We start from the raw sequence: 24,985 nt of genomic DNA on the forward strand, positions 1-24,985 counted from the left end.
CGCCGCGCATGTTGACCCTGGTCATGACGGTGGTAATCGTCGCGCTCGTGTTCGAGTACATCAACGGCTTTCACGACACCGCCAACTCGATCGCCACCGTGGTTGCCACCAAGGTGCTGTCGCCGGCCCAGGCGGTGGCGATGGCCGCGAGCATGAACCTGATCGGAGCGCTCGTCGGCACCGCGGTCGCCAAGACGATTGCCTCCGGGCTGATCGATATCGGCGTGGTGGAGGTGGGCGCGCAACTGATCCTGTGCGCACTGCTGGGCGGAATCATCTGGAACCTGATCACCTGGTGGATCGGCTTGCCATCGTCCTCCTCGCACGCCCTGATCGGCGGACTGATCGGCGCTGCGCTGGCCGCCGCGTCCAACAATTTCGACGCGATCATCTGGTCCGAGCCTGCCGAGCCGATCTACCACAGCGCAGGCGTGCTGTGGAAAGTGGTCGTGCCGATGTTCAGCTCGCCGATCCTGGGCTTCGTTGCCGGCTTCCTGCTGATGGCCGTGTTGTTTGCGGTGATTTCCGGCATGGCCAGCAGTGGCGGTTTCCTGGCGCGCATGGCGCGGCCGCGCTGGGTCAACGGTTTCTTCGGCAAAGCCCAGATCGTCAGTGCGGCTGGCATGGGTTTCGCCCACGGCATGAACGATGCCCAGAAAACCATGGGTATCATCGCCCTCACCCTGGTGAGCGCACAAAGCACGGGCGTACTCGACAATCTCCCGGGCTGGCTGGCATTCCTGCACCCCTCGCCAGGCGCGTTGACCGACGGCGATATCGACCTGTGGATCAAGTTCGCCTGTGCACTGGTGATGGCCGCCGGCACCGCGGCCGGGGGCTGGCGGATCATCAAAACGCTCGGTCACAAGCTGGTCAAACTGCACCCGATCCACGGTTTCGCCGCCGAGACGAGTGCCGCCTCGGTGATCCTGGCGGCGTCCTCGCTGGGCATCCCGGTGTCGACGACCCACAACATCTCCGCCGCGATCATGGGCGTGGGCACGGCCAAGCGCCTCAACGCGATCAAGTGGACGATCGTGGAGCGGATGATCTGGGCGTGGATCCTGACGATTCCGGCCGCCGGAGGAATCGCGTGGCTGGCGTTTCGCGGTCTGGCGGCATTGGGCTGGGCATAGTGCCCGCGGCTTGTGCCCTGGGGTGCACCTTGCTGGAGGACGCCCCTAGAGCACTTTCTAAAGCACGTCGCGCTCGCCCGAGAGTGCGCGTTCCATGCGATCGCTGGTGCCGCCGATGTCCAGCACCAGGCGGTGGACCTCGGCACCGTCCAGACCTTCAAACGGGCGGTTCTCGCACAGCTGCAGGTACGCATCCCCGCCCATCTCACCGATGGCCAGGTAGCCGACCCGGCTTTGCCAGTTGAATTTCAGCGCACGCGTGACGTCGACACCGTCGGCGACGGCCACCGCGCTGCTGACGCGCAGGTACGGACGCCCGTCCTCATCCTGCAGCTCGGAGAGGAAGATCGTCTGGTAGCGGGTCCCCTGTTCCAGCGAGAGCTCGATGCTGGCGACGCCTTCGTCCTGCAGGACGACATTGAAACCGGCACCGGTCAGGTGCTGGCGGATCGACTTGAAGGTGTGCATGGCGGACTCCAACGGGGGACGCCTATGCTACCGCGATGGAAAACCCGGCCCATAGGCGCGTGATCGCGGCGATCCGTGCGATCCCTTCCGGCCAGGTGGCCGGCTACGGGGAGGTTGCGCGCCGTGCAGGGCTGCCGGGTCGGGCGCGGATGGTCGCGCGGCTGCTGGCGGACAACGATGATCCCGGCTTGCCGTGGCACCGCGTCGTTCGTGCCGACGGGCGCATTGCCTTTCCGGCAGGCTCGGACTTGTACCTTGAGCAATGCCGGAGACTCCGGGCGGAGGATGTTCAGGTGGAGGCGGGGCGGGTTCGCGGCATGCGTCCGTCACCCTCTTTGGACGAGCACCTGTGGGGAGATCCCGGCTGAGGTGGGAGGTTACTTCGGGCAAACCTGTCCCTTGCAAGCCCTTCCAGCAGCTACCATTGCGGGACTTTGTAAGGAGCTGCAATGTTTTCCAATCTTCCCCCGGTCACGCGCGCGCTGCTGATCGCCAACGCGGTTGTGTTCCTGCTCCAGAACGTCCTCGGGGAAGCCGCGCTCTCGGCCTTCATGCTGTGGCCCATCGGCGGCGGGGAAGGCCTGTATCCGGGCCGCGAATTCCTGCCCTGGCAGTTGCTCAGCTACGGCTTCATGCATGGCAGCTTCACCCACCTGTTGTTCAACATGGTCGCGCTGCTGATGTTTGGCGCGCCGCTGGAGCACACCTGGGGCGAGCGGCGTTTTCTGACGTTCTTCCTGGTCTGCGTGGCTGGCGCGGCCGTGTGCCAGCTGGCGGTGGGCGCGTGGACGATGTCGCAGGGCGGCATGGCGTACCCAACGGTGGGCGCCTCGGGCGGTGTGTTTGGCCTGTTGCTGGCCTACGGGATGCTGTTCCCGAACCAGCGGGTAATGCTGCTGATCCCGCCGATCCCAATGAAGGCCCGGACGCTGGTGATCGTCTACGGTGCGATCGAGTTGATGCTGGGCTTCAGTGGTTACCAGCCGGGCGTGGCGCACTTCGCGCATCTGGGCGGCATGTTGTTTGGCTGGCTGTTGATCCGCTATTGGCGCGGCCAGCCGCCGTTCGGGCGACGGGGTCCACCGCGGCCGCGCGTGGTGCGCTGAGCGCGGCCGGCAGGATCCCGGTAGCACAACGGAAAACGGCGCGTCTGCACGCGCCGTTTTCGTTTCTGTCCCGCCAGGTGGCGGGACAGAGCGCCTACTTCTTGCGCTTTTCCGCTGCCGGCTCCGGGCGGAGCACGATGCGATCGTCCGCTTTGAGCTGCATTGGTGTACCCGCCTTGCAGCCATAGGTCGTGCCGAAGGCGGCCATGTTCATCAGCGGGCCGTTGGTCCGCCATTTGCCCGGCGCATGCACGCCGTGCTTGGCGAGCTGGGCGGCCGACTCCGCGCTCAGGTGCTGGGGCCACAGTCCCGCCCAGCCTTCAAAGAATGCCTCGCGGGCTTTCTTGTCGGCGTCCGGCACGGCCTTGTTGTAGGCCTCCCATGCGAGCTGGACACCGGCGATGTCGGCGATGTTCTCGTCACGGGTCGCCATTGCGTTGACCTTGACGCCACCGAGCATCGGATAGTCGAAGCCGCTGTACTGCGCCACGACGCGGTTGCCCATTGCTTCCCAGGTGGAGGCGTCCTGCGGGGACCACCAGTCACGCAGGCTGGTGTCGGCGGCGATATGCCGGCCACGCGAGTCGAACCCGTGGCTGATCTCGTGGCCCACCAGCGCGCCAAAACTGCCGTAGAGGGTCGCGTTCTGCGCCAGTGAGCCCAGCAGCGGCGCCTGCAGCGCAGCAGCAGTGACGATCAGCCGGTTCTGCGCCAGATCGTAGGTGAGTGCCGGTTGTTGCGGCAGCACGTCCCAGCGACGGTCTGCGTTGTCCGCGCCGATGCGACGCATTTCCTCGCGGTGGCGCCAGGTGGACGCAATAAGCATGTTGCCGCCGAAGCTGCCGCGTCCCATCGGCTGGATGGTGAAGTCCAGGTCACGGGCCGGCACGCCCAGTTCGATCTTCATCTTCGCCAGCTTGGCGGACGCTTCAGCCCTGGCCTGATCGCTGATGCGGGTGTCACGGGCCAGCGACTCTGCCAGCGCGTTGCGGACCTGGCCGGCAATCAGCATGGCCTGGTTGCGGGTTTCTGGCTTGAGGTAGCGCGCGGCGTATTCGTGACCCAGCATCGGACCGGCGGCGTGGTTGATCGCATCCAGTACCTGCTGCTCGCGCGCGGGTTGAGCCGCAGTGCCGGCGATCACTCGGCCGTGGAAATCGAAGTGGGCGTCGCGCCAGGCCTTGGCCAGATACGGGGCCATCGAGTCGCCTACGCGCCAGCGCAGGTAGGCACGCCATTGCTCGGGCTTGAGCTCGCCGATGAGCCGGTCCACCTCCGCCAGGCGCGCAGGGGTGGCGATGGACACCGTGGGCGTGCTGACGCCCTGGGCTTCGAGGAACTTGTCGAGCTCAAGGTTGGGGTACTGGGCCCCCAGGCTGGCGGTATCGACCGCGCCGTAGTTACTGCGCGGGTCGCGCAGTTCAGCCAGGGGGCGGGATGCCTTCGCCAGGCGTGTTTCAAGGTCGATGACGAGCTGCGCCTGTTTCGCCAGTTCCTTGTCCTTCACGCCGGTGAGCGCGAGGATCTTCTCGATATAGGCGCGGTACTGCCCCATGACGGCCTGGGTCGGCTCGTCGGTGCGCAGGTAATACGCTGGATCAGGCAGGCCTGCGCCGCCCTGGCTGAAGTAGCCGATGTGGCGCGACAGGTTGGCCAGGTCGATGTCGGCACCGAAGTGGAACGCCACCGGAATGCCCACCTGGTGCAGCGCGGCGATGGCCGGAGCGATGCTCTTGCTGCGCTTGATCGCGACTATCCGGTCCAACAGCGGCGCCAACGGCTGGGCGCCATCGGCTTCCACGCCCGCCTCGTTCAGGCCACTGGCCCAGAAATCACCCAGCAGCTGCTGGACGGGGCCCTGCGGCGCCTGCATGGCGCTGTTGAGCAGCTCGATCTGCTCCTGACGGGCGCGCGTCTCGAGCTGGCCGAGGGCGGAAATGGAGTCCGCGCCTGCCGGCAGCGGGTTGGCCATCAGCCAGCCGGCATTGGCGAAGCCGTGGAAGTCGGTGCAGGCATCGGCCGCATCCTGCGCACTGACGGAAGGCGAGGCGAGACCGGCGGTCAAGCCGATCACGAGGGCACAAAACAGGGGTCGCAGGGTCATCGGGTAGTCCTTCCAGATTATCCCCGGCAGTCTATCAAGGTGGCGGGCAGTACAATGGCCCGATGAGCCAACACGTCGACTTGCCCTGCCTTGCCCCTGCCTTCGGTCCGATGCCGCGCCGCGTCACCCGCGCGGTCAGCATCGGTGGTGTCACCGTGGGCGGCGGGGCGCCGGTGGTCGTGCAGTCGATGACCAATACCGACACCGCGGATATCAATTCCACGGTGAAGCAGGTGGCCGATCTGTGGCGTGCCGGCTCGGAGCTGGTCCGTATCACGGTGAACAACGCCGAGGCCGCCGCCGCGGTGCCGCGCATCCGCGACAAGCTGGCGATGATCGGCGCGCCGGTGCCGCTGATCGGCGACTTCCATTACAACGGCCACCAGCTGCTTACCGCCGAGCCGGCGGCCGCGGAGGCGCTGGCGAAATTCCGCATCAATCCGGGCAACGTCGGGTTCGGCAAGAAGCGCGACACCCAGTTCGCGACCCTGATCGAGCTGGCGATCCAGTACGGCAAGCCGGTGCGCATCGGCGCGAACTGGGGTTCATTGGACCAGTCGCTGGCGCGCGAGCTGATGGACGAGAACGCCTTGCGTGCTGAACCCTGGGACGCCGGCCGCGTGCTGCGTGAGGCGCTGCTGCGCTCGGCGCTGGATTCGGCGGCGCGTGCGGTGGATATCGGGTTGCCTGCAGACCGGATCGTGCTCAGCGCCAAGGTGAGCGGCGTGCAGGAACTGGTCACCGTGTATCGCGAGTTGGCCTCGCGGGGTGATTACGCGCTGCATCTGGGGCTGACCGAGGCGGGCATCGGCAGCAAGGGCATCGTCGCCTCCAGCGCAGCGCTGGGAGTGCTGCTGCAGGAAGGCATCGGCGACACCATCCGCATATCGCTGACCCCCGAGCCGGGGCAGTCGCGGACCAACGAGGTGATCGTCGCCCAGGAGCTGTTGCAGACGATGGGCCTGCGTGCGTTCACGCCGATGGTCACGGCGTGCCCGGGTTGCGGCCGCACGACCAGCACCTTCTTCCAGGAGCTTGCGCAAAAGGTGCAGGAGCACGTCCGGGCGAAAATGCCGGAGTGGAAAATCACCCATCCCGGCGCGGAAAACCTGACGCTTGCGGTGATGGGCTGCATCGTCAACGGACCGGGTGAATCGCGCCACGCCAACATCGGTATCTCCCTGCCGGGGACGGGTGAGGCGCCCTCGGCCCCGGTGTTCGAGGACGGCGAGAAAACCGTGACCCTGCGCGGCGAGCACATTGCCGATGAATTCCTCGGCCTGATCGATGCGTATGTCGAGCGCCACCATGGCGGCGCAAGGGGAGCCTGACCCGCCGGCAAGCACGCCGGCGGAGCGTACATCTGCTGGAGCCGATGGGCGCAGCCAGGACATTGGCGGCGCACGCTGTCCATCCGACGAGGTCGGATTGCCCGATGAGACCGCGCCGCCCGACGAGAGCGCCCCGGAGATCGTGCGTCGGGAACAACGGCTGCTGGCGCGCATCGCCCGGGATTTCGGCTGGCCGCTGGTGCTTGTTTTCCTGACCCTGCTGCTGCCGCTGTGGGGGTTTTCCGAATTGGCCGGTGAGTTGCGCGCCGGTGCGATGTTCGGCTTTGACGAGCCGATCCTGCGCGGCCTGCGCGCGATGGCAAGCCCAGGTGCAGATCGGCTTTTCGTCGCGGTCTCGAAGCTCGGCTATCTCTACGGCGTGGTGCCGGTCGACATCGTCCTGATCGCGGGATTGTTTTTACGCCGCCACCTGCGCGCCGCCGCGTTTGCGTCGATGGCGGTGGTGGGCTCGGCGCTGCTGAACCTCTCGGCCAAGCGCATCTTCAGCCGGGACAGGCCGTCACTGTGGGAATCGATCACGCCCGAACTCACCTCGAGCTTCCCCAGCGGGCACGCGATGGGCTCGGCGACGCTGGCCGCGGTCGTGATCGTGCTTGCCTGGCACACCCGCTGGCGCTGGCCTGTCATTGCCGCAATGTCGGCCTTCGTCCTGTTGGTGGGGACGTCTCGGGTGTACCTGGGCGTGCATTACCCCTCCGACATCCTTGCGGGTTGGGCCGTGGCCAGCGCCTGGGTGGCGGCCTGCCACCTCGCGGTATACCGGCTGCACGCGCCCACCTGGCCGCTCCACGGCCGACGCATGGACTGATCGGCCTCAGTTGCCTGGCTTGGCCGCGATGGTCGGCGCGGTGCTCGCCGCCCTGCGGGCCAGGCTGGCTTCGCGGTGCGCGATGTAGCCATTGGCGCTGAAGATGATCGCCGCACCCAGCAGGGTCCAGCGGTCCAGCGCCTCGCCGAACAGGAAGTAGCCGAAGACCACCACGATCGGCAGCTGCATGAAGCTGATCGGAATCAGCGCCGAGACTTCGCCCAGCTTGAGCGCGCGGGTCCACAGCATGTGCCCGCCGGTGCCCAGCACGCCGGCCAGCACCACCCACAGCCAGACGATGCCGTGCGGCCATTCCCACACCCACAGCGCCGGCAGCAGCGACAGCGGCACCCAAAGGATCGTCGTCAGGATCACGATGCGGTCCGCGGGCTCGGTGTACGCCAGCTGCTTGATCTGGATGGCGACGATGCCGCTGATGATCGCGGCCGAGACCGCGACCAGCGAGCCTGCGCTGAACTCGGTCGTGCCCGGGCGCACGATCACCAGCACCCCGATGAAGCCCAGGATGACCGCGCTCCAGCGGCGCACGCGCACCTGCTCCCCCAGCCAGAGCACGGCGGCGATGGTGACGAACAGCGGCGTGGAATACGACAGCGAGACCGCCTGTGCCAGCGGCAGGTGGCCGATCGCCCAGAAGCCGCAGAACATCGACAGCGTGCCAAGCACGCAGCGCACGATGTAGCGCGGCATCTGCTGCGTCCGCAGCAGTCCGGGCCCGTGCTTGAGCAGCAGGGGCAGGGCCGCGAGCATGCCGAAGAAGCTGCGGAAGAAAGCGATTTCGAAGGTGTGCAGCGACTCTGATGCCAACCGGATCGTGATCACCATCAGGGCGAAGAATGCGGTGCTGCCCAGCATCAACAGCGCCGCGCGGGTGTGGATGGAGATCGGTGGTTTCGGTGCTGTCACCAGCTCGCGCCGATCAGTCGCGGTTCCGGCTCCAGGGCGACGCCAAAGCGTTTGCGCACCGACCCCGCTATCTCTCGGGCGAGCTCGTAGAGCTCCAGCCCACTGGCCGCGCCGTGGTTGACCAGCACCAGCGCGTGGGACCCCGAGACGCCCGCGTCGCCCCTGCGACGGCCCTTCCAGCCGCAGGCATCGATCAGCCATGCCGCGGATACCTTCCTCGTCGCGTCCGAGCCGGTGGCAAACGTCGGCATCGACGGGTTGGCATCCTGCAGGGCGTTGGCCTGTGCAGCCGGGAGGATGGGATTCTTGAAGAAGCTGCCGGCGTTGCCGATCAAAGTCGGATCGGGCAGCTTGCCGCGGCGGATGGCGACGACCGCGTCAGCGACATCCTGCGCCGTGGGGTTGGAAACGCCAGCTGCCTCGAGCTGCGCGCTGATCCCGGCATAGCTCAGGCGCGGCTCGAAATCACGCGGTAGGGCGAACTCGACCGCGGTGATGATCAAGCGACCGGACTCACGCTTGAACAGGCTGTCGCGATAGGCGAACGCGCAATCGGCGGCGCTCAGATGATGCCACTCGCCGGTGGCCGGCTCGAACGCCTCCACCCGGTGGATGAACTCGCCCACCTCGACGCCATAGGCGCCAATGTTCTGGATCGGCGCCGCGCCGACGGTGCCGGGGATCAGCGCCAGGTTCTCCAGTCCGCAAAGGCCTAGCGCGAGCGACTCCATGACCAGTGCGTGCCATGTGGTTCCGGCGTCGGCACGCAGGATCGCCGCGCCATGGATTTCTCGCGCGACCACCACGCGGTTGCCGGTCAGTGCCAGCAAAGGCGCTTGCGGATCGCCGACGAACAACAGGTTGCTGCCGCCGCCAATCACCAGTGGCGGGTGGTCGCGGAAATCGGCTGAAGCCAGCACGTCGGGGAGGGCGGAGGCGTCGTCCACTTCGGCCAGAAAAGGCGCCAACGCAGGCACGCCGAAGCTGTTGCGCGACTTCAGCGGCACATTGCGGAACAGTCGTACGGAATCGCTCATGCAGCCGGCGGCAACGGTCCGCCGCTGGGCGCGAACTTGCGGCGGCGGATCGCTTCCACGCACTCCTTGATCAGGCCCGGGCCGCGATAGACCAGGCCGGAGTAGCACTGCACCAGGGTGGCGCCCGCGGCCATCTTGGTCACCGCATCGGCGCCGCTGAGGATGCCGCCGACACCCACCAGCGGGATCGACTCGGGCAGGCGCGTTCGCATCATCCGCAGCACGGTGGTGGAACGGCCCATGAGCGGTTTCCCTGAAAGTCCGCCTGTCTCGTCGGCACCGCGCACGCCTTCCACCGCAATGCGCGAGACCGTGGTGTTGGTCGCGATCACGCCATCGACCTGCATCTCCGTCAGCACGCGGGCACACGCCTCGATATCCGGGTCCGACAGATCCGGCGCGATCTTCACCAGCATCGGGATCCGACGGCCGTGCTTGGCGCCCAGGCGTTCCTGCTCCTCGCGCAGGGTGCCGACCAGTCGCCGCAGGGTCTGTTCCTCCTGCAGTTCGCGCAGCCCGGCCGTGTTGGGCGAGGAGATGTTGACGGTCACGTAGTCGGCCAGCTCATACACGCGCGACAGGCAGTACATGTAGTCGCCGTCGGCGATGTCGTTGGGGGTGTCCTTGTTCTTGCCGATGTTGATGCCCAGCAGCGCGCCCTTGCGATCGGCCCGTTCGACATTGCGCACCAGCGCATCCACACCGGCGTTGTTGAAGCCCAGCCGGTTGATCACCGCTTTCTGCGACGGCAGGCGGAACATCCGCGGTTTCGGATTGCCGTCCTGCGGGCGCGGCGTGACGGTGCCGATCTCGACGAAGCCGAAGCCCAGCGCCATCAGTGCATCGATGTGCTCGCCATTCTTGTCCAGGCCGGCGGCCAGCCCGACCGGGTTGGCGAAATCCAGCCCGAAAGCGCGTGTCGGCAGCGGGGCAGGGACTTTCGACAGCAGCGAGGCCGCGCCCGATCGCCATGCGACATCGAGCGCGCGCAGACCAAGGTCATGCGCGCGCTCGGCATCCATGGCGAACAGCAGCGGGCGGGCCAGACCGTACACGCCTACCCCCAGTTGGAGGCAAGCGCGAGGAACGCCGCGAGACCACCGAACAGCAGCAACACGCCGATGATCGACACGATCGCCAGCGCGACCATCGCGTAACCGAGCACCAGGCCGCTGACCGCCAGTCCGTCTCCGTCGACCAGGCCATTGGCGGCTTTGATCTCACTGCGTGCCATGTGGCCGGTGACGATGGCCACGATGCTGGCCACGAACGGCAGCAGCGTCCAGCCCAGTATTCCGGCGACCAGGCTGATGACGGCCATGCTGCTGGTCCGGCGGACCTGGTGCGTCGGCGGCGGAAGCGGGGCGGAGACGGATGTGTTCATCGACGGTGCTCGGTGGGTGGGGCTTACAGGTCGAACTTGATGCCCTGCGCCAGCGGCAGTTCGTCGGAGTAGTTGATGGTGTTGGTCTGGCGACGCATGTAGGCGCGCCACGCGTCGGAGCCGGACTCGCGACCGCCACCGGTCTCCTTCTCGCCGCCGAACGCGCCACCGATCTCGGCGCCCGAGGTACCGATGTTGACGTTGGCGATGCCGCAGTCCGAGCCCCACGCAGCAAGGAACTGCTCGGCCGCCTTCAGGCTCTCGGTGAAGATCGCCGAGGACAGGCCCTGCGGCACGTCGTTCTGCATCTCGATGGCCTCGTCCAAGGTGCTGAACTTCATCACGTACAGGATCGGCGCGAAGGTTTCCGTCTGCACCACCTCGGAGCTGTTGGCCAGGCCGGTGATCAGGGTCGGCAGGACGAAGTTGCCCTTGCGGTCGATCGCCTCGCCACCGGACTCGACCTTGCCGCCGGCAGCCTTGGCCTTCTCGATCGCGGCAAGGAACTCCTTGACGCCTTCCGGGCTGTTCAGCGGGCCCATCAGGTTGGCCGGGTCGGTCGGATCGCCGATTTTTCCTTCTACCTGCTTGTAGGCGGTGACCAGCTTGGCCAGCACGTCGTCGTAGATCGACTCGTGGATGAACACGCGGCGGGTGGATGTGCAGCGCTGGCCGGCGGTGCCGACCGCGCCGAACACGATCGCGGGGATCGCCAGCTTCAGGTCCGCGCTGGCATCGACAATCATCGCGTTGTTGCCGCCCAGCTCCAGCAGCGAACGGCCCATGCGGCGGGCGACGCGCTCGCCAACGTGGCGGCCGACCTTGGTCGAACCGGTGAAGCTGATCAGGTTGATGCGCTTGTCGTCGACGAAGTGCTGGGCCAGCTCGGTGCCCGCGTCGTTGAACAGGAAGAAGATGTCGGGGAAGCCGCCCTTGCGCAGCGCCTCGTTGCAGATCTTGATCGAGGCGATCGCCGACAGCGGAGTCTTGGGCGACGGCTTCCAGATGGTGATGTTGCCGCAGACCGCCGAGACCAGCGCGTTCCACGCCCACACCGCGACCGGGAAGTTGAACGCCGAGATCACCCCGACGACGCCCAGCGGGTGCCACTGCTCGTACATGCGGTGGCCGGGGCGCTCCGAATGCATGGTCAGGCCATACAGCTGGCGCGACAGGCCGACGGCGAACTCGCCGATGTCGATCATTTCCTGCACTTCACCGTCGCCTTCGGGTTTGGACTTGCCCATCTCCAGCGCGACCAGCGAACCCAGCGCGTCCTTGTGCTCGCGCAACGCGTCGGCGCACAGGCGCACCGCTTCACCCCGGCGCGGGGCCGGCGTGCTGCGCCATACCTTGAAGGCGGCCTGGGCGCGCTCGACGATCGTGTCGTAGTCGGACTGCGTGGTCGCATGCACCTTCGCCAGTGACTCGCCGTCGGTCGGGCTCAGCGGCTCCAGCGTGCCTGCGTTGCCGGCATTGGCCCATTCGCCATTGCCGAGGTACGTGCCGGATTCGGTGTCGTTCAGGCCGAGCGCAGTGAGGACGGGATGGGTCATGAAGATCTCCTGTTGATCGAACAGTGGTGAGGCCGCGCCTCAAGCCGCGGATTGATCCGGGCGGGGCACGCGGCGATGCCGCGAAACGTCTCGCAGACGATGAATGGTGACCCCGACACGATTCGAACGTGTGACCTGTCCCTTAGGAGGGGACCGCTCTATCCAGCTGAGCTACGGGGCCGTAACAGCCTATTTTCGCATGAACCGGTGCCGGGGTGGCGCGAGGCGCGGTGACCTCGCTATCGCTTCGGCCGATCACTGCGTGCCCGTGTTTCAGCGCTGTTGTTTGCCGGGCGAAGCAGCCAGCGGGAGCGTTCCAGCCACCAGCAAGCGGTCGCGGTAGCCAGCCAGACCAGGAACCACGGCCAGCGGGGGCCGGTTTGTGAGGGTGGGTGCCGTGCGGAGGCTCCGGTGGCATCCGGGGAGCCGCCCGCGCCAGCCGCAAGCATCAGAGTCGCTTCGCGCAACGCGTTGGCGGTCATTGCCGGGGTTTGTCCTGCAGATGGAACCGGGAACAATTGCGTGTGCTCAGCGTCGCGCAACTCGTGCCAACCCGGAGCGTCTGCCCAGAACCCGGCGCAGTCGGCGTCGCCACTGGCCGGGTCGATGTGCAGCGTGACGGAGTCACCGACAGGCGACAGCACCGGCGCGCCTTCGCCGATACCGCAGATCACGCTGCGCTGGTACGGCGCGGCAGCTTCAATCGTGACCGGGGATGTGGTCGCGACGCTGGCGCGGGCGAGGGTGCTGAAGGCGCTGCTCCAGATCTCGCCGTGGACGTCCTGCCGTCCCGCCATGACCAGGCGGTAGCTGTCGACCAGCGGCCATACTCCGACGCGGCCTCGCCCATGCGCCACCCAGAACCCGAGCGGCTCTCCGGCGCCGTCAGCAAGCAATTCGATACCGTCAGCAGCCGTCACGCGCACGACGCGGGTAAGGCTTGGGAGGGCGTCGGCGGCGTCGCCCGGACCGACCCATTCGCCGCCGAGGCGGATTCCGGGATCGGGGTTGGTACGGGCGACGTCAAAGCCCAGCTCCGCCAATCGCTGGCGGTCGGCATCGCCCGGCGGCCCAGCCATCCGCAGCAACAGGCCCAGGCCCCGGTCGAGCGCAGCGGCGAGGACCTCGTGTTGATCGCGGCTGAGGGTGCCCCAGCTGCGGTCGTCGAGTACGAGCAGGTCGAATTGATCCAACGCCGCGGCATCGAATCGGCCGGGCGCGGTGCCGACCTGGGTGCCGGCGCCCAGGCTGATGCGGGTGTCGAGTTCGGCGCCGGCGTCCAGCGCCCAGCGGCGCAGGTACTTGAGCTCCGGCGATGGCCCACCGGCCAGTACGAGCACCTTCAAGTCGCGCGGTGGCGTCACGTCAAGCGGTAGCGGGGCCTCGTCGATGGTGTTGCCTTCCGTGTCCAGCACCAGCACTCGATAGGGCGTCAGGCCGGCGCTGCGTGCGCTGGCATGCAGCGTGAACTGTCCGTCGTCGCCGAGCTCGCTGCGATCCACTACGCGATCGGCCGGGTCGCGCAGTTCGACCGATCCGCCAGTGACCGCCGCGGTGCGTCCGCTGACGGCGAACCGTCGTCCGGCGGCCACGCGCTGCGGGGAGTGGATTTCGACCAGACCCGGTGGCTGCGGCGCTGCGCGGAACTCGATTTCCAGACCGCGTGCTGCGTCGAGGTCGCGAGCGACCAGCCCGGCGCCCAGAACACGGATGCGTTGGGTCGCCGGATGGGTGCGCAATGCGCTGGCGAGGTCGGGAAAACGCTCGGCGTCGGCGGGCATGCTCGTGCCGGCTTCGGGCAACGCCACGGTGCGGTCGCCGACGACACGCTGCGCGGTGACCTCGTCGGCACGCGCAGTCAGCACGACCAGGGTCCCCGGCTCATGCAGGACCGGCGGCGGGAACAGCGCGAAGTAGAGCAATCCGGCGCTGGCAACCTGTGCCAACAACAGCACTGTCGTGCGCAACGGATGGGGTCGCGACTCCCGAGGCAGCCGTGTCCGGACCCGAACGGCGCGAGCGCTGCCCAGCAGCACGGCAAGCGCAAGAATTCCGATGACCAGCAGTTGCGGGCTCATTGCCGGCCCTCGCGTTGCAGTGCGTCCAGATAGGCGTCGCCGGACTCACCCGCGGCCGACCGCTCCGACGCCGCGGCGGGTGGCCGTGTCACCAGCGGCCACAGCGCACCGCGCAGGCGCGCACGGCATTTGCGGCAAGCCGGGTCGCGGCGTACTTCGGCGATGGCCGCTGCCAGCTGGAGCGGATCCGCGTCAGCGACATCCTGCGAGTCGACCCAGCGAGCAAGCTCGTCGAGGTCGAGGTCGAGGTCGAGGTCGGGGCCTGCGGCGCCGGGCGTTGGCGACAGCGCACGCCAGGCATCCACGGCGGTCGGATCGGGCGCGGTTGCAGGATGCAGTGGATCGCGACGACTGACAATGCCGCTGCGGTCACCGCTCAGGCGCCGGCCGGGATCGATCGGCGGCACCTGGCTGCCCACGCGCGGCAGGTAGATGCGCTCGGCTTCCTGCACCTGCTTGATGAGTTCCAATGCCCGGTGTGCGAAGGGCAGCGCGCGGTCCGGCTCACTCTGGCGAAGCTTGAGTTCTGACTGCCACATCTCGTTGAGCGCGGATCGCAACAGTTCGCGGGTTGCGGGATCCAGCAGGGTCGCCGCCTCCGCATGGTCGTGGGTGTGGCCGAACTGCTCGAGCACGGCGGCTTCCTCACCAAAGGTCGGCTGGCGCTGGATCCCCCCGGCGTGGTCGTGCCCGTCTGCGTCTTCGGCCACATGGGCGGGATCCGGCGCTGGTGCCGGCGCCGGTGCCTCCGATGCGACTTCAATCGGCAGGTCGGTCTGGTGCACGTCCTGGGCGTCGTTGGCGGGAAGCAGTTGCGGCGTGCCTCCGGTTTCCTCTCCGAGGAACTGGCCGTATCGAAGGCGAAGCAGCCGCTGGTCCACGCCGATGCGGTCTGACCGTTCCAGGTAGCGGTCGGCCGCCAGCCGCGGCTTCTCCTTCAGCAGCGCCTCCGCGTCGATGATGATCTGGCGCTGGCTGCGGAAGTAGGCCGGCATGACCCGCTTGACCTGGCCGTCCAGGTCGGCGGACTCGACCACCGGCGGCGCCGGCCAGCGCAGGATGTAACTGGGGCTCACAACGGTGTGCGGCGACGGCGTTCGCCGGTCACTGACGCTGAGCCGCACGATCAGGTCCTCACCGGCGACCATGCCCAAAGGGGCGAGCGCGATCTGGTGGGCATAGCGCATCTGCTTGGGGCCGCCTCGACCGCGCAAGGTGATCGTCTGCTGGCGGGTGGTGATGTTCTCGCCGCTGCCTACGGTCCGGGTGATGCTCAACTCGGCGGAGGGAGACAATCCGTAGTCATCGCTGGCCTCGAATTCGAGCGCCCACTGGCTTTGCCCGGACGCCGCCATCGTCAGGGTTTGCAGCGGTTTCAGCACTCGCAACTCGGGTGGCTTGTCGAGGATCACGTCGATCCGGTTCTCGCCGGCCTGTGCCGCCGGCAGCGGGTGCTCCAGTTGCAGGTGATACACGGCAGGGCGATCGATGCGGCGACGGCCAACCCAGGCGTCGCCCTCGCGCTCGAGCGCGAGCCGCTCGCCGTCGTGGAAAACCAGTTCGACCTGTCGCGGCATCGGCGCGAAGCGCAGGGTCCATTGCAGGACGGAGCCTTCGGGTACCGTCGCGGCGAGGGTATCGATATTGGTTGCAGCCACGCCGGTGTAGGCGGGCGGTTGGATGTCGATGCTCACGCCAGTCAGTTGCGCGGGACGGTCGGGCGACGCGCGCTCGGGGCCGGGAGTGCTGGCGGTGGAGGCGTCCTGCTGTGGCTCCGGATAGAAGACCACCGCGCCTGCGAGCGCGGCGGCTAGCGCGCCCCAGAGCAGCAGGCGGCGGTGTCGCCACTCCGCCCGCAGGTCGATCTGCGGGCCGTCCTGCACCCGTTGCCGCAGGCGCTGCTGTTGCAAATGCTCCAGGGGGTTGGTCGCGGGCCGATGCGGGAACAGCAGGTCCGCGCTGTCTTCCATGTCGCGCCGCCGTGCGTTGAGCGTCCGCGCCAGCCAGCGTTCGTCGAACGCGCGTCCCACCTGCCAGGCGTGCCAGAGCGCGACCAGCGCGATCGCGGCAAGCACCAGGATCGACCAGGCCGCCGCATTGACCCGCCAGGCGACGGCGGCTGCAAGCAGCAGCCACGGCAGTGCCGACAGTGCGGCCTGGAGGCGGGCGCTCCGTGCCGCAGCCTCACGTGCGCGCCGCAGGCGGGTGTCGGCCGCGCTCATGCAGCCGTCCTGCGGCGCGGGCCATTGGCCATCCATCGCTCGACGAGAAACATCAGGGCGATCAGCCCGGCCAACGGCGGCGCAAGCGGGCGGGGGGCGTCCGGGTAGGGCGTCGCGCCCACGCGCGGGGCGTGCGCCTTGGCATCGAGCCAGGCCGGCTGTGGCGGTGCCTCGGCGAACAAGGCAGCCAGGTGCTCGGGAAAGTCCGGCTCCAGCAGCATCGGCATCCCGGCGGGAGAAAGTTCGTGCTCCAGCCGCATCAGGCGGCCACTCCCCAGACGGGTCCCGCGCGCAAGCGGGCCGGTGGCATCGCGCCAGATGACGGGCGCACCCGCCAGCTCCGGTGCGATGGCACCCGCTGCAAGCAGAGCATCGCCGCCCCCGGCAACCCACTGGCGAACCGCATCGGGCAGCGGGCCAGGCACCAGCCAGGCCAGACGGGACCCCGCGAGGGGCGTGGAATCAGTCGCGACGGTCACTGCCGCCTCAGCGTCGTCCTCACCCGCCGAACCGCCGCCGCGCGCCACCTGCCATGCGGCGCCGGCGGCGCGCAGATACTTGAGCCCTTCCGGGTGCTCCGGCGCGTAGCGGACCATCAGCGTCGGTATGGGCGCCCGGGTGTCGGTGGCGACCTGTCCGGTGGACGGCGGTACGGCGTCGGGGACAACGCGCCAGTCGACCGTGCGGCTGAGGACGGGCCGTTCCGCATCGGCGCCGGTGATGACCGGTGGTACCAGCACGGTCAGTGGCGTGCCGGCGGGCAGGCTCGCGTCGAACTCGCGTAACAGGCTGGACAGGGACGCCTGGTCCGGGGCTGGCAGTTCCGGCACTTTCGCGCCGGCATCGTCCATCGTTGGAAAGCCGGGCGCCAGTCGTTGCCAACGCGCGTCGGTCAAGCCACTGTCGCGGAGAAAGGACGTGACGTCGACGCCGGGCGCCACCAGCACACGCGGCGTGCGGTCCGGGCGCCCGAACAGTACCGGCTCGGCGATCAGCAAGGCCAGCGCCGCCAGCATCAGCAGGCGCAGCAGCAACAGGGGGGTTTCATCGAGGCGGTGCTTGCGTCGCGGTTGCGGCTTTGCCTGCAGCCAGCGCAGGGCGGCGAACACCACCACGCGCTGTTCGCTGCGTCGGGCCAGATGCACCAGCACAGGCAGCAGCAGCGATGCCAACGCCGCCAGCCCCAGCGGCAACATGAGCGACAGCGTCATGCTACGCGGCCAGCGCTGAACAGCCGTCGCAGCGGGAGGTCGAGCGGCTCGTCGAGCACGTATTCGACGTGGCGGATACCGCCGGCGGCGAGGCGTTTGGCGAGGGCGGCGCGCGCCGCGGCGAAGCGGGCGATGAAGCCGTCGCGCGCGGCGGCACCGTCGGCGATCAACTCCTCACCGGTTTCCGGATCGCGGAAACGATGACCGCCAAGGAACGGGAAGTCACGCTCCTCGGTGGTGAGGATCTGCAGGTTCAATACGTCGCGGCGGGCCGCGGCAAGGCGCTCGACCAGGCGTACGACGTCCTCATCAAAGGTGTCGCCCAGGAACACGACCAGGCTGCGGGCAGCCACGTGCTCCCATAGCGGTCGCAGCCGCGCTTCGTCCGGCCACGCGCCGGCAGCCGCCAGACGGCGGAGTTCCAGCACGCATCGATCGCGATGGCGTGCGCCGGCGCCCAGCCCGGAAACCCGCAAGCCCTCACCGCCGATCATGGCCAGGCCAAAGCGGTCGCCCTGGCGCAGGGCCACTTCGATCAGGCACGCGGCGAGTGTCCTGGCCGCGTCAAGGCGCGACCACCCGATACGCGCGCGGTCCTCCTGCGCCATCGACGCGCTGGTGTCGATCAGGATCCAAAGGTCCAGCGGGCTGTCACGCTCGGACTCACGGACAAAGAAGCGGTCCGAACGCGCATAGAGTTTCCAGTCGACCTGGCGCAGCTCGTCGCCGGGCTCGTACGCGCGGTACTGGGAAAACTCCAGCCCGGCGCCACGGTTCTGGCTTTGGTGCAGGCCGAAGCCCTGCGGGCCTGCCGCCTGGCGCGCCGAGATCTGGATGCCTTTCAGCCGCGCACGCAGTTGCGGCGGAATCAGGTCGGGCGCGGCGGCAGGTGAGGTGGCCACGGGATCGCGACTCAGCGTGGCGCCAGCGGGACGGCCCCCAACAGCGCTTCGATGACGTCATCGGTGCTTTTCTGTTCGGCCTCGGCAGTGAACGACAACAGCAGGCGATGGCGCAGGACCGGTGCGGCAAGCGCAAGCACGTCCTCGCGAGTCGCGGCCAGGCGTCCGTGCAGCAAGGCCCGGGCCTTGGACGCGAGCACCAGCGACTGTCCTGCACGCGGGCCGGCACCCCATTTCACCCACTCCCGCACTTCGCCGGGCGCGCCTTCATCGGGTCGCGTGGCGCGAACCAGACGGATGATCCAGTCCAGCAGATCGTCACCCAGATGGACCTCGCGCACACGCGCCTGCAAGGCGAGGATCGCGTCGCCGTCCATCACCCGGGGGACTTCGGCGTGGTGGGTGCCGGTGGTCTGGACGAGGATGTCGCGTTCCTCGGATTGGGTGGGGTAGGCGACCCGCACATGCAACAGAAAGCGGTCGAGCTGGGCCTCCGGCAAGGGATAGGTGCCGGCCTGCTCGATCGGGTTCTGGGTCGCCAGCACGAAGAACGGCGAGGGCAACGGATGGGTGACGCCCGCGTAGGTGACGGTGCGCTCCTGCATCGCCTCCAGCAGCGCGGCCTGGGTCTTGGGCGGCGTGCGGTTGAGCTCGTCCGCCAGCAGCAGGTTGGTGAATACCGGTCCTCGCTGGAACTTGAAACTGCGATGCCCGGTGCCGTGGTCCTCCTCCAGGATCTCGGTGCCGATGATGTCGCTGGGCATCAGGTCCGGAGTGAACTGGATGCGCCGGAAGCCCAGGTCGAGCGCCTGCCCCAGCGAGCGCACCAGCAGTGTCTTGCCCAGCCCGGGCACGCCCTCAAGCAGGCAGTGGCCACCGGCGAGCAGGCCAATCAGCAACTGTTCGACCACCTCGTCCTGGCCCACGATCGCCTTGGCGATGGCGGCGCGCAGGGTGTCCAGCCCGGCCAGCTCGGACCGGATATCGATTTCGGTGGGGGCGTCGTTCATGGGGGTCTCGTTGGTTCACGCGGTCAGCGCGTAGATCACGATGTTGACCGCAAGCTTGGTGTTGTCTTCAGCCAGAAAGCGCCGGTTGCGCCAGTCGTAGTCCCACTCGCAACCGTAGTCCTTGTTGCTGTAGAGCACGCCGAGGCGGCCGTTGACCTCGATGCCCTTGAGGTAGTCGTGGACCAGGTCGTCGCCCCAGCCGTTGAGCTCGAAGGTCGTGGCGGGCGGGCCGTCCTTGAACATGAAGAAGCTGCGGTACAGGGCATGGCTGTTGGGCAGCTTTTTCATCGCCGACTTGCCGAAGATCGAGGCCATCTGCGCCTCGAACGATCGGGCGAACAGGCCGTCGATGTCGTGGTTGCAGTCATCGACGAAGACGAACCCGCCGTTGCGCACGTATTGCTCGAAGTTGCGACGCTCGGCCGGGTTGAACTCGACCAGCTTGTGTCCGGCGAGGTAGCAGAACGGCGCCATCAGCATTTTCGGATCGGCCAGGTCGAGCACGTGCTCCTTCGGGTCGACGCGAAGGCTGGTGTAGTCGATCAGCGAGGTCAGCACATTGGACGGCATGCGTTCGTCGACGTCCCAGTCACCCGACTCGTAGCGCAGGCGGGTGAACCAGAAGTCGTAATTCGTGGTCTGCGCGCCGGTGGCGAACGGCAGCGGGCCGAGCAGGGCGCCCGCAGCGGCCGCACCGAACATGCGCAGGAAATGCCGGCGACCGGCGACGCTGCTCATCCCGTCAACACGGGCGATGAAGCGCCGCGAACACCGCTAGACCGCGTCCGAGAGCGACGTGAAGGTGAAGTCGCGCAGCTTCATCGGCGGGATCATCATCACCATGTCCGACTCATCGCCGGCCACGCGGACCGGCCTCCCAAGCTCGTCGATGTTGTTGAGCATGATCACCGGCGATTCGTTGAAGCGGAAATTCTTGACCGGGTATTTGATCTCGCCGTTCTCGATGTAGAAGGTGCCGTCGCGGGTCAGCCCGGTCAGCAACACGGTCTGCGGATCGACCATGCGGATGTACCAGGTCCGGGTGACCAGGATGCCGCGCTGGGTTTCCCGCACCAGGTCGCCGGTGGACTTGGTCCCGCCGGCCACCAGCAGGTTGCCGGGCCGGCCGACCGCACGCTTGCCCTGCTGCCTGGCCCAGAAGCGCGAGTACTGCAGGTTGGCGATCTTGCCGTCCTTGACCAGCGCCATCTTCTCGCGCGGCAGGCCCTCCTCGTCCCAGGGCAGGACCGCGGCTTCGGGGTTCCACGGGTCGGAGCTGATGTTCACGCGCGGGTCGTAGACCTGCTCGCCGAGCTTGTTGCCGCCGCCCTTTTTGGACAGGAAGCTGCGGCCCTCGTCGGCCTGGCGCGCATCGAAGAACCGCATCATGAACGACACCAGGCCAGCCGCGGCAGCAGGCTCCAGGATCACCGTGTACTTGCCCGGCTCCAGCGCCTTGGCACCCGACGAGCTGCGCGCCTTGCGGATCGCGGTCTGGATGTCATTGCCCACGTTGAAGTCGCTGACATCGGCCAGGTTGCGTCCGACCCAGCCCGAACCGGTGCCGTCCTCGGTGCGCACGGTGCAGGTGTAATCCATCGCAGCGGCCTTCTGGTAGGCGAAGTTGCCCTTGCTGTTGGCCATCGCGGAGAAGCGCTGGCCATCGTTGAGGAAGCCGGCGGCAACCAGATTCTCCGCCTTGCTGGGCGCGATCGAATCGGCCGCGACCTGGGCCCGGTACTCGGGCGTGATCGCCGCTGTCGCCGCGTTGAAGGTCGGGCTTGGCTTGTACTGCTGTTTGTCGACGGCGGGAACGAACTCGGGGTTTTCCGGGGCCAGCTTGGCCAGCTCTTCGGCGCGCTGCACCACGCGCTTCAACGCCGCGTCGTCGAACTCGTTGATCGTCGCAGTGCCGACCCGCTTGCCGAACGCCACCTGCACGCCCAGATCGGTGTTGCTGACCACGCCGCTGGTGGAGATATTGTTCAGCGCGAAGCGGACGTTGCCGTCGATCGCGCCGGTCAGTGTCGCCGTGCACTCGTCGGCCGTCGACAGGGCGATGACCTTGTCGAGGATCGCCTTGGCTTCCTGTTCGGTGAACATACCCATCTGTGCAACTCCTGATTGGTGCGTGCCTGGCTTCTCAGCCGAGGTTGCGTGCCGTGTTGATGACGTTGATGCCGTCGAAGCGGGTGGTGCTGGATCCGTGTGAGACGGCCGATACCTGCGAGGGCTGGCCCTTGCCGTCGAAGAACGACCCGCCCAGGCGGTAGTCGCGCTGATCGCAGGTGGCCGAGCACGCGTTCCAGAATTCCGGCGTGCGGATCTGGTACGCCACGTCCTCGATCATGTGGGTGACCTGGCCGTCCTTGATCTCATAGAACAGCTGGCCGCCGAACTGGGCGTTGTAGCGCTGCTGGTCGATGGAGTAGGAGCCACGCCCGAAGATGTAGATCCCGTCGTCGATGTCCTTGATCATCTGCGCCGGCGACAGCTCGGACTTGCCGGCCGCCAGCGAGACGTTGGGCATGCGCTGGAACTGCACGCTCGACCACGAATCGGCGTAGGAGCAACCGTGCGAGCGCTCTTCGTCGATGATGTGGGCCTGGTCGCGGGTGGCCTGGTAATTGACCAGCACGCCGTCCTCGACGAGGTTCCAGCGCTTCGCCGCCACGCCCTCGTCATCGAAGCCGATCGCGCCGAGCGAGTGCGGCTGGGTCCGGTCGGCGACGAAGGTCACCTGGTCGCTGCCGTAGCGGTAATCGCCCGAGCGCCACTTGTCGAGCGTGGCGAAGCTGGTGCCGGCGTAGTTGGCCTCGTAGCCGAGCACGCGGTCGAGCTCCAGCGGATGACCGACCGATTCATGGATGGTGAGGAACAGGTTGCTGGGGTCCAGCACGAGGTCGTACTTGCCCGGTTTGACCGACGGCGCCTTGAGTTTCGCCCTGGCATCGCGCGCCGCGGCCGCGGCGTCGGCGACGATGTCGTAGGAATCCGAGTACATCACCACGCCGCCGGGCAACTCGAAGCGGTGCTGCGGCTTCGGGTCGAGGAATTCATAGCCCATCCCCATCGGCGAGGACAGCCCGTCGCGGCTGCGGAACTTGCCGCTGGCCTTGTCAATCGCGGTGACCGTGAATGGGGTCCAGATGCGATGCATGTCCTGGTCGATGTAGGAGCCATCGGTGGAGGCGAAGTATTTCTGCTCGTTGACCTGGAACATCCGCGAGGCGACGAAGCTCGCACCGGCGGCGGTCGCCGCGGCATTGGCGGACATCAGCAGCTCGACCTTGTCCTTGATCGGTACTTCCATCGCGTTGCGCTGGATCGGCGTCGCCCAGCTGACCTCGCCGACCCCGCGGGTGGGGGCCAACTGCACGGGTTCGGTGATCGCGCCGGCATTGGCCTTCGCGATCGCCAGCGCCTGCCGGGTCGCCTCGGCTACCGCATCGGTACCGAGCTGGTTGGTGGCGGCAAAACCCCAGGCGCCGTTGGCCAGCACGCGGATGCCGACGCCGGTCGATTCGGTATTGACGACGTTCTCGACCTTGTCTTCGCGGGTCGTGATGAACTGGCGCAGGTAGCGCCCGATGCGCACGTCGCAGTAGCTCGCGCCGCCGGCTTTGGCGGCATCCAGCGCGGTGTCGGCCAGGCGCTTCTTCAAGGCGGCATCGATACCGCCGGTCAGCTCCTCGGCGGCAATGGCCCGGCCGAACGCGGGCAGCAACAGCAGCCCGAGCCCTGCGCTGGAGGCCTTGAGGAAATCGCGGCGGTGCATCATCGCTCGTGCCCTTCCATCAACCCAGGTTGCGCGCGGTGTTGATCACGTTGACGCCGTTGAAGCGCGCGGTGCTGGAGCCGTGGGACACCGTCGACACCTGCGAAGGCTGGCCCTTGCCGTCAAAGAACGACCCGCCGAAGCGGTAGTCGCTCTTGTCGCAGACCGCCACGCAGGAGTTCCAGAACTCCGGCGTCTGGATCTGGTAGGCGACGTCTTCGAGCATCCCGGTGATCCTGCCGTCCTCGATCTCGTAGAACAGCTGGCCGCCGAACTGCGCGTTGTAGCGCTGCTGGTCGATCGAGAACGAGCCGTCGCCAATGATGTAGATGCCTTTCTCGACGTCCTTGATCATGTCGGCCACGCTCAGTCTGGCGTTGCCGGGGGCCATGGACACGTTGGGCATGCGCTGGAACTGCACGCTCGACCAGGAGTCCGCGTAGGAGCAGCCGTGCGATGCGTCCTCGCCCAGCAGGTGGACCTGGTCGCGCGTCGCCTGCAGGTTCACCAGCTTGCCGTCCTTGATCAGGTCCCAGCGGCGGGTCTTTACGCCCTCATCGTCGTAGCCGACCGCGCCCAGGCTTCCGGCCTGGGTCTTGTCGGCGAAGATGTTGACGTTCTTGCTGCCGTACTGGAACCGGTCGCGGACCTTGTCCAGGCTGACGAAGCTGGTCCCGGCGTAGTTGGCTTCGTAGCCGAGCACGCGGTCCAGCTCGAGCGGATGGCCGACCGATTCGTGGATGGTCAGCCAGGTGTGCGAGGGGTCGAGCACCAGGTCGTATTTGCCGGGCTTGACCGACGGCGCCTTGAGCTTCTCCACGGTCTGCCTGGCGGCAGCGATCGCGTCGGCGCGCATGTCGTAGGACTGGCCGTAGGCGGTGACGCCGTTGGGCAGCACGAAGCGGCCCGAGGCGTCGCCGTCCAGGTATTCAAAGCCCATGCCCATCGGCGCTGACAGGCCGCTGCGGGTGCGGAACTTGCCGCTGGCCTTGTCGATCGCGGTGACCGTCATCGGCGCCCAGATCCGATGCACGTCCTGGTCGATGTAGGAGCCGTCGGTGGAGGCGAAATACTTCTGCTCGTTGACCAGGAACAGCATCGAATTGACGAAGCTGGCCCCCGCGCCCATCGCGTCGGCATTGACGCCCAGCAGGAGGTCGGCCTTTTCCTTGAGCGGCACGGCCATCGCATTCTTGCGGATGGGCGTCTTCCAGCTCACCTCGCCGAGTCCGGGCGTGGGGGCCAGGATTACCGGAGCCGTCTGCGTCTTCGCGTTGGCCTTGGCGATGGCCGTCGCCTGCCTGGCCGCCTCGGCGACACCCGCCGCGCCCATGTCGTTGGTCGCCGCGAAACCCCAGGCACCATCGGCGATGACCCGCACGCCGATGCCGGTGGATTCGGTATTGACCACGTTCTGGACCTTGTCCTCGCGGGTGATCACGAACTGGCGAAGGTAGCGGCCGATGCGGACATCGCAGTACGACGCGCCGCTGTCGGTTGCCGCCTGCAACGCCGTGTCGGCGAGCGATTTTTTCATCGCCACGTCGAGCGCAGGATCCAGAAGTGCCTCCGCTGCAATGGCGTGGCCCCATCCGGGGATCGCCAGACCGGCGACGCCGAGGCTGCTGAGAGTGAGAAACTGCCGTCTATCCATCGTTCATGCGCCACTGGTGTGCTCGACCCGCTTTGACGAACGCAAAGCGTTGGAGACAGGAGGGAGAACTGCGTGAATCGACTGTGGTGAGGAGTCCGGAAGGCGTCAAGTGACCTTCGACACATCCGTTGGGACAGATCCGGATCCGGCGCGACTTGGCCTCATCACGCAAACAAACCACCGTCATTCGGACAGGAAGCCGGGAGACCCGTCTGATCCCGGTTGATGGCCCACACAGCAAAAAGCCCTGCA

At 67.4% G+C, this 24,985-nt stretch carries 21 protein-coding genes and 1 tRNA gene; 5 read left to right on the forward strand and 17 right to left on the reverse strand.

Annotated features, from left to right (window positions below; all coding sequences use genetic code 11):
* Positions 1 to 8: 8 nt before the first annotated feature.
* Complete coding sequence (locus INQ42_RS04825) at positions 9 to 1,136, forward strand: inorganic phosphate transporter (RefSeq protein ID WP_194035376.1); 1,128 nt, start codon at positions 9 to 11, stop codon at positions 1,134 to 1,136.
* A 57-nt stretch (positions 1,137 to 1,193) separates the two neighbouring features.
* Here the strand turns inward: INQ42_RS04825 and INQ42_RS04830 are convergent, their stop codons facing one another.
* Positions 1,194 to 1,604: a hypothetical protein gene (locus INQ42_RS04830; protein ID WP_194035377.1), complete on the reverse strand. Its 411-nt coding sequence runs from the start codon at positions 1,602 to 1,604 to the stop codon at positions 1,194 to 1,196.
* A gap of 35 nt (positions 1,605 to 1,639) precedes the next feature.
* Here INQ42_RS04830 and INQ42_RS04835 point away from each other — a divergent pair, with 35 nt between their 5' ends.
* Positions 1,640 to 1,972, forward strand: coding sequence for an MGMT family protein (locus INQ42_RS04835; protein ID WP_194035378.1), 333 nt, complete (start codon positions 1,640 to 1,642; stop codon positions 1,970 to 1,972).
* An 81-nt stretch (positions 1,973 to 2,053) separates the two neighbouring features.
* Entirely contained in the window at positions 2,054 to 2,710 is a 657-nt protein-coding gene (locus INQ42_RS04840) for a rhomboid family intramembrane serine protease (protein WP_193986755.1), read from the forward strand.
* Between the two features lie 94 nt (positions 2,711 to 2,804).
* On the opposite strand, the gene INQ42_RS04845 is transcribed toward INQ42_RS04840, so the two are convergent.
* On the reverse strand, positions 2,805 to 4,814 hold the full coding sequence (locus tag INQ42_RS04845; protein ID WP_194035379.1) for a M13 family metallopeptidase: 2,010 nt from the start codon (positions 4,812 to 4,814) through the stop codon (positions 2,805 to 2,807).
* Positions 4,815 to 4,876: 62 nt separating this feature from the next.
* Here INQ42_RS04845 and ispG point away from each other — a divergent pair, with 62 nt between their 5' ends.
* Complete coding sequence (gene ispG, locus INQ42_RS04850) at positions 4,877 to 6,145, forward strand: flavodoxin-dependent (E)-4-hydroxy-3-methylbut-2-enyl-diphosphate synthase (RefSeq protein ID WP_194035380.1); 1,269 nt, start codon at positions 4,877 to 4,879, stop codon at positions 6,143 to 6,145.
* A 139-nt stretch (positions 6,146 to 6,284) separates the two neighbouring features.
* Positions 6,285 to 6,974: a phosphatase PAP2 family protein gene (locus INQ42_RS04855; RefSeq protein ID WP_407070800.1), complete on the forward strand. Its 690-nt coding sequence runs from the start codon at positions 6,285 to 6,287 to the stop codon at positions 6,972 to 6,974.
* Positions 6,975 to 6,980: 6 nt separating this feature from the next.
* On the opposite strand, the gene INQ42_RS04860 is transcribed toward INQ42_RS04855, so the two are convergent.
* The 15 genes from INQ42_RS04860 to INQ42_RS04930 all read right to left on the reverse strand — a co-directional run bounded on the left by INQ42_RS04860 (position 6,981) and on the right by INQ42_RS04930 (position 24,733).
* The gene (locus INQ42_RS04860; RefSeq protein ID WP_194035759.1) at positions 6,981 to 7,850 is read right to left on the reverse strand and encodes a DMT family transporter; all 870 of its coding nucleotides are present in this window, start codon (positions 7,848 to 7,850) and stop codon (positions 6,981 to 6,983) included.
* Between the two features lie 47 nt (positions 7,851 to 7,897).
* Entirely contained in the window at positions 7,898 to 8,938 is a 1,041-nt protein-coding gene (gene murB, locus INQ42_RS04865) for a UDP-N-acetylmuramate dehydrogenase (protein ID WP_194035381.1), read from the reverse strand.
* Positions 8,935 to 9,993 (reverse strand): quinone-dependent dihydroorotate dehydrogenase, encoded by a 1,059-nt coding sequence (locus INQ42_RS04870; RefSeq protein ID WP_194035382.1) that lies wholly within the window; start codon positions 9,991 to 9,993, stop codon positions 8,935 to 8,937. Before INQ42_RS04870 ends, murB begins: the two co-directional genes overlap by 4 nt.
* Positions 9,994 to 9,995: 2 nt before the next feature.
* Positions 9,996 to 10,259, reverse strand: a complete 264-nt coding sequence (locus INQ42_RS04875; protein WP_228062625.1) for a DUF4190 domain-containing protein — start codon at positions 10,257 to 10,259, stop codon at positions 9,996 to 9,998.
* A gap of 86 nt (positions 10,260 to 10,345) precedes the next feature.
* Positions 10,346 to 11,878, reverse strand: a complete 1,533-nt coding sequence (gene amaB / locus INQ42_RS04880) for an L-piperidine-6-carboxylate dehydrogenase (RefSeq protein ID WP_194035384.1) — start codon at positions 11,876 to 11,878, stop codon at positions 10,346 to 10,348.
* Between the two features lie 104 nt (positions 11,879 to 11,982).
* Positions 11,983 to 12,059: transfer RNA gene (locus INQ42_RS04885), tRNA-Arg, on the reverse strand.
* A gap of 58 nt (positions 12,060 to 12,117) precedes the next feature.
* Positions 12,118 to 13,956 carry a hypothetical protein gene (locus INQ42_RS04890; RefSeq protein ID WP_194035385.1) on the reverse strand — a complete coding sequence of 613 codons (1,839 nt, stop codon included), beginning with the start codon at positions 13,954 to 13,956 and terminating at the stop codon, positions 12,118 to 12,120.
* Positions 13,953 to 16,178, reverse strand: coding sequence for a hypothetical protein (locus INQ42_RS04895; protein ID WP_194035386.1), 2,226 nt, complete (start codon positions 16,176 to 16,178; stop codon positions 13,953 to 13,955). The genes INQ42_RS04890 and INQ42_RS04895 overlap by 4 nt, the downstream gene beginning before the upstream one ends.
* Positions 16,175 to 17,389, reverse strand: coding sequence for a BatA domain-containing protein (locus tag INQ42_RS04900; RefSeq protein ID WP_194035387.1), 1,215 nt, complete (start codon positions 17,387 to 17,389; stop codon positions 16,175 to 16,177). The genes INQ42_RS04895 and INQ42_RS04900 overlap by 4 nt, the downstream gene beginning before the upstream one ends.
* Entirely contained in the window at positions 17,386 to 18,291 is a 906-nt protein-coding gene (locus tag INQ42_RS04905; RefSeq protein ID WP_194035388.1) for a DUF58 domain-containing protein, read from the reverse strand. Before INQ42_RS04905 ends, INQ42_RS04900 begins: the two co-directional genes overlap by 4 nt.
* 11 nt (positions 18,292 to 18,302) lie before the next feature.
* Positions 18,303 to 19,301 (reverse strand): AAA family ATPase, encoded by a 999-nt coding sequence (locus INQ42_RS04910; RefSeq protein ID WP_194035389.1) that lies wholly within the window; start codon positions 19,299 to 19,301, stop codon positions 18,303 to 18,305.
* A 15-nt stretch (positions 19,302 to 19,316) separates the two neighbouring features.
* Positions 19,317 to 20,039 carry a DUF4159 domain-containing protein gene (locus INQ42_RS04915; RefSeq protein ID WP_407070785.1) on the reverse strand — a complete coding sequence of 241 codons (723 nt, stop codon included), beginning with the start codon at positions 20,037 to 20,039 and terminating at the stop codon, positions 19,317 to 19,319.
* Positions 20,040 to 20,075: 36 nt separating this feature from the next.
* Positions 20,076 to 21,410, reverse strand: a complete 1,335-nt coding sequence (locus INQ42_RS04920; protein ID WP_194035390.1) for a TldD/PmbA family protein — start codon at positions 21,408 to 21,410, stop codon at positions 20,076 to 20,078.
* 34 nt (positions 21,411 to 21,444) lie between these two features.
* Positions 21,445 to 23,079, reverse strand: a complete 1,635-nt coding sequence (locus INQ42_RS04925) for a TldD/PmbA family protein (RefSeq protein ID WP_194035761.1) — start codon at positions 23,077 to 23,079, stop codon at positions 21,445 to 21,447.
* 19 nt (positions 23,080 to 23,098) lie between these two features.
* Positions 23,099 to 24,733, reverse strand: a complete 1,635-nt coding sequence (locus tag INQ42_RS04930; protein ID WP_194035391.1) for a TldD/PmbA family protein — start codon at positions 24,731 to 24,733, stop codon at positions 23,099 to 23,101.
* Positions 24,734 to 24,985 lie beyond the last annotated feature (252 nt).

This window comes from Lysobacter avium (genome assembly GCF_015209745.1).
Lineage (GTDB): Bacteria > Pseudomonadota > Gammaproteobacteria > Xanthomonadales > Xanthomonadaceae > Novilysobacter > Novilysobacter avium.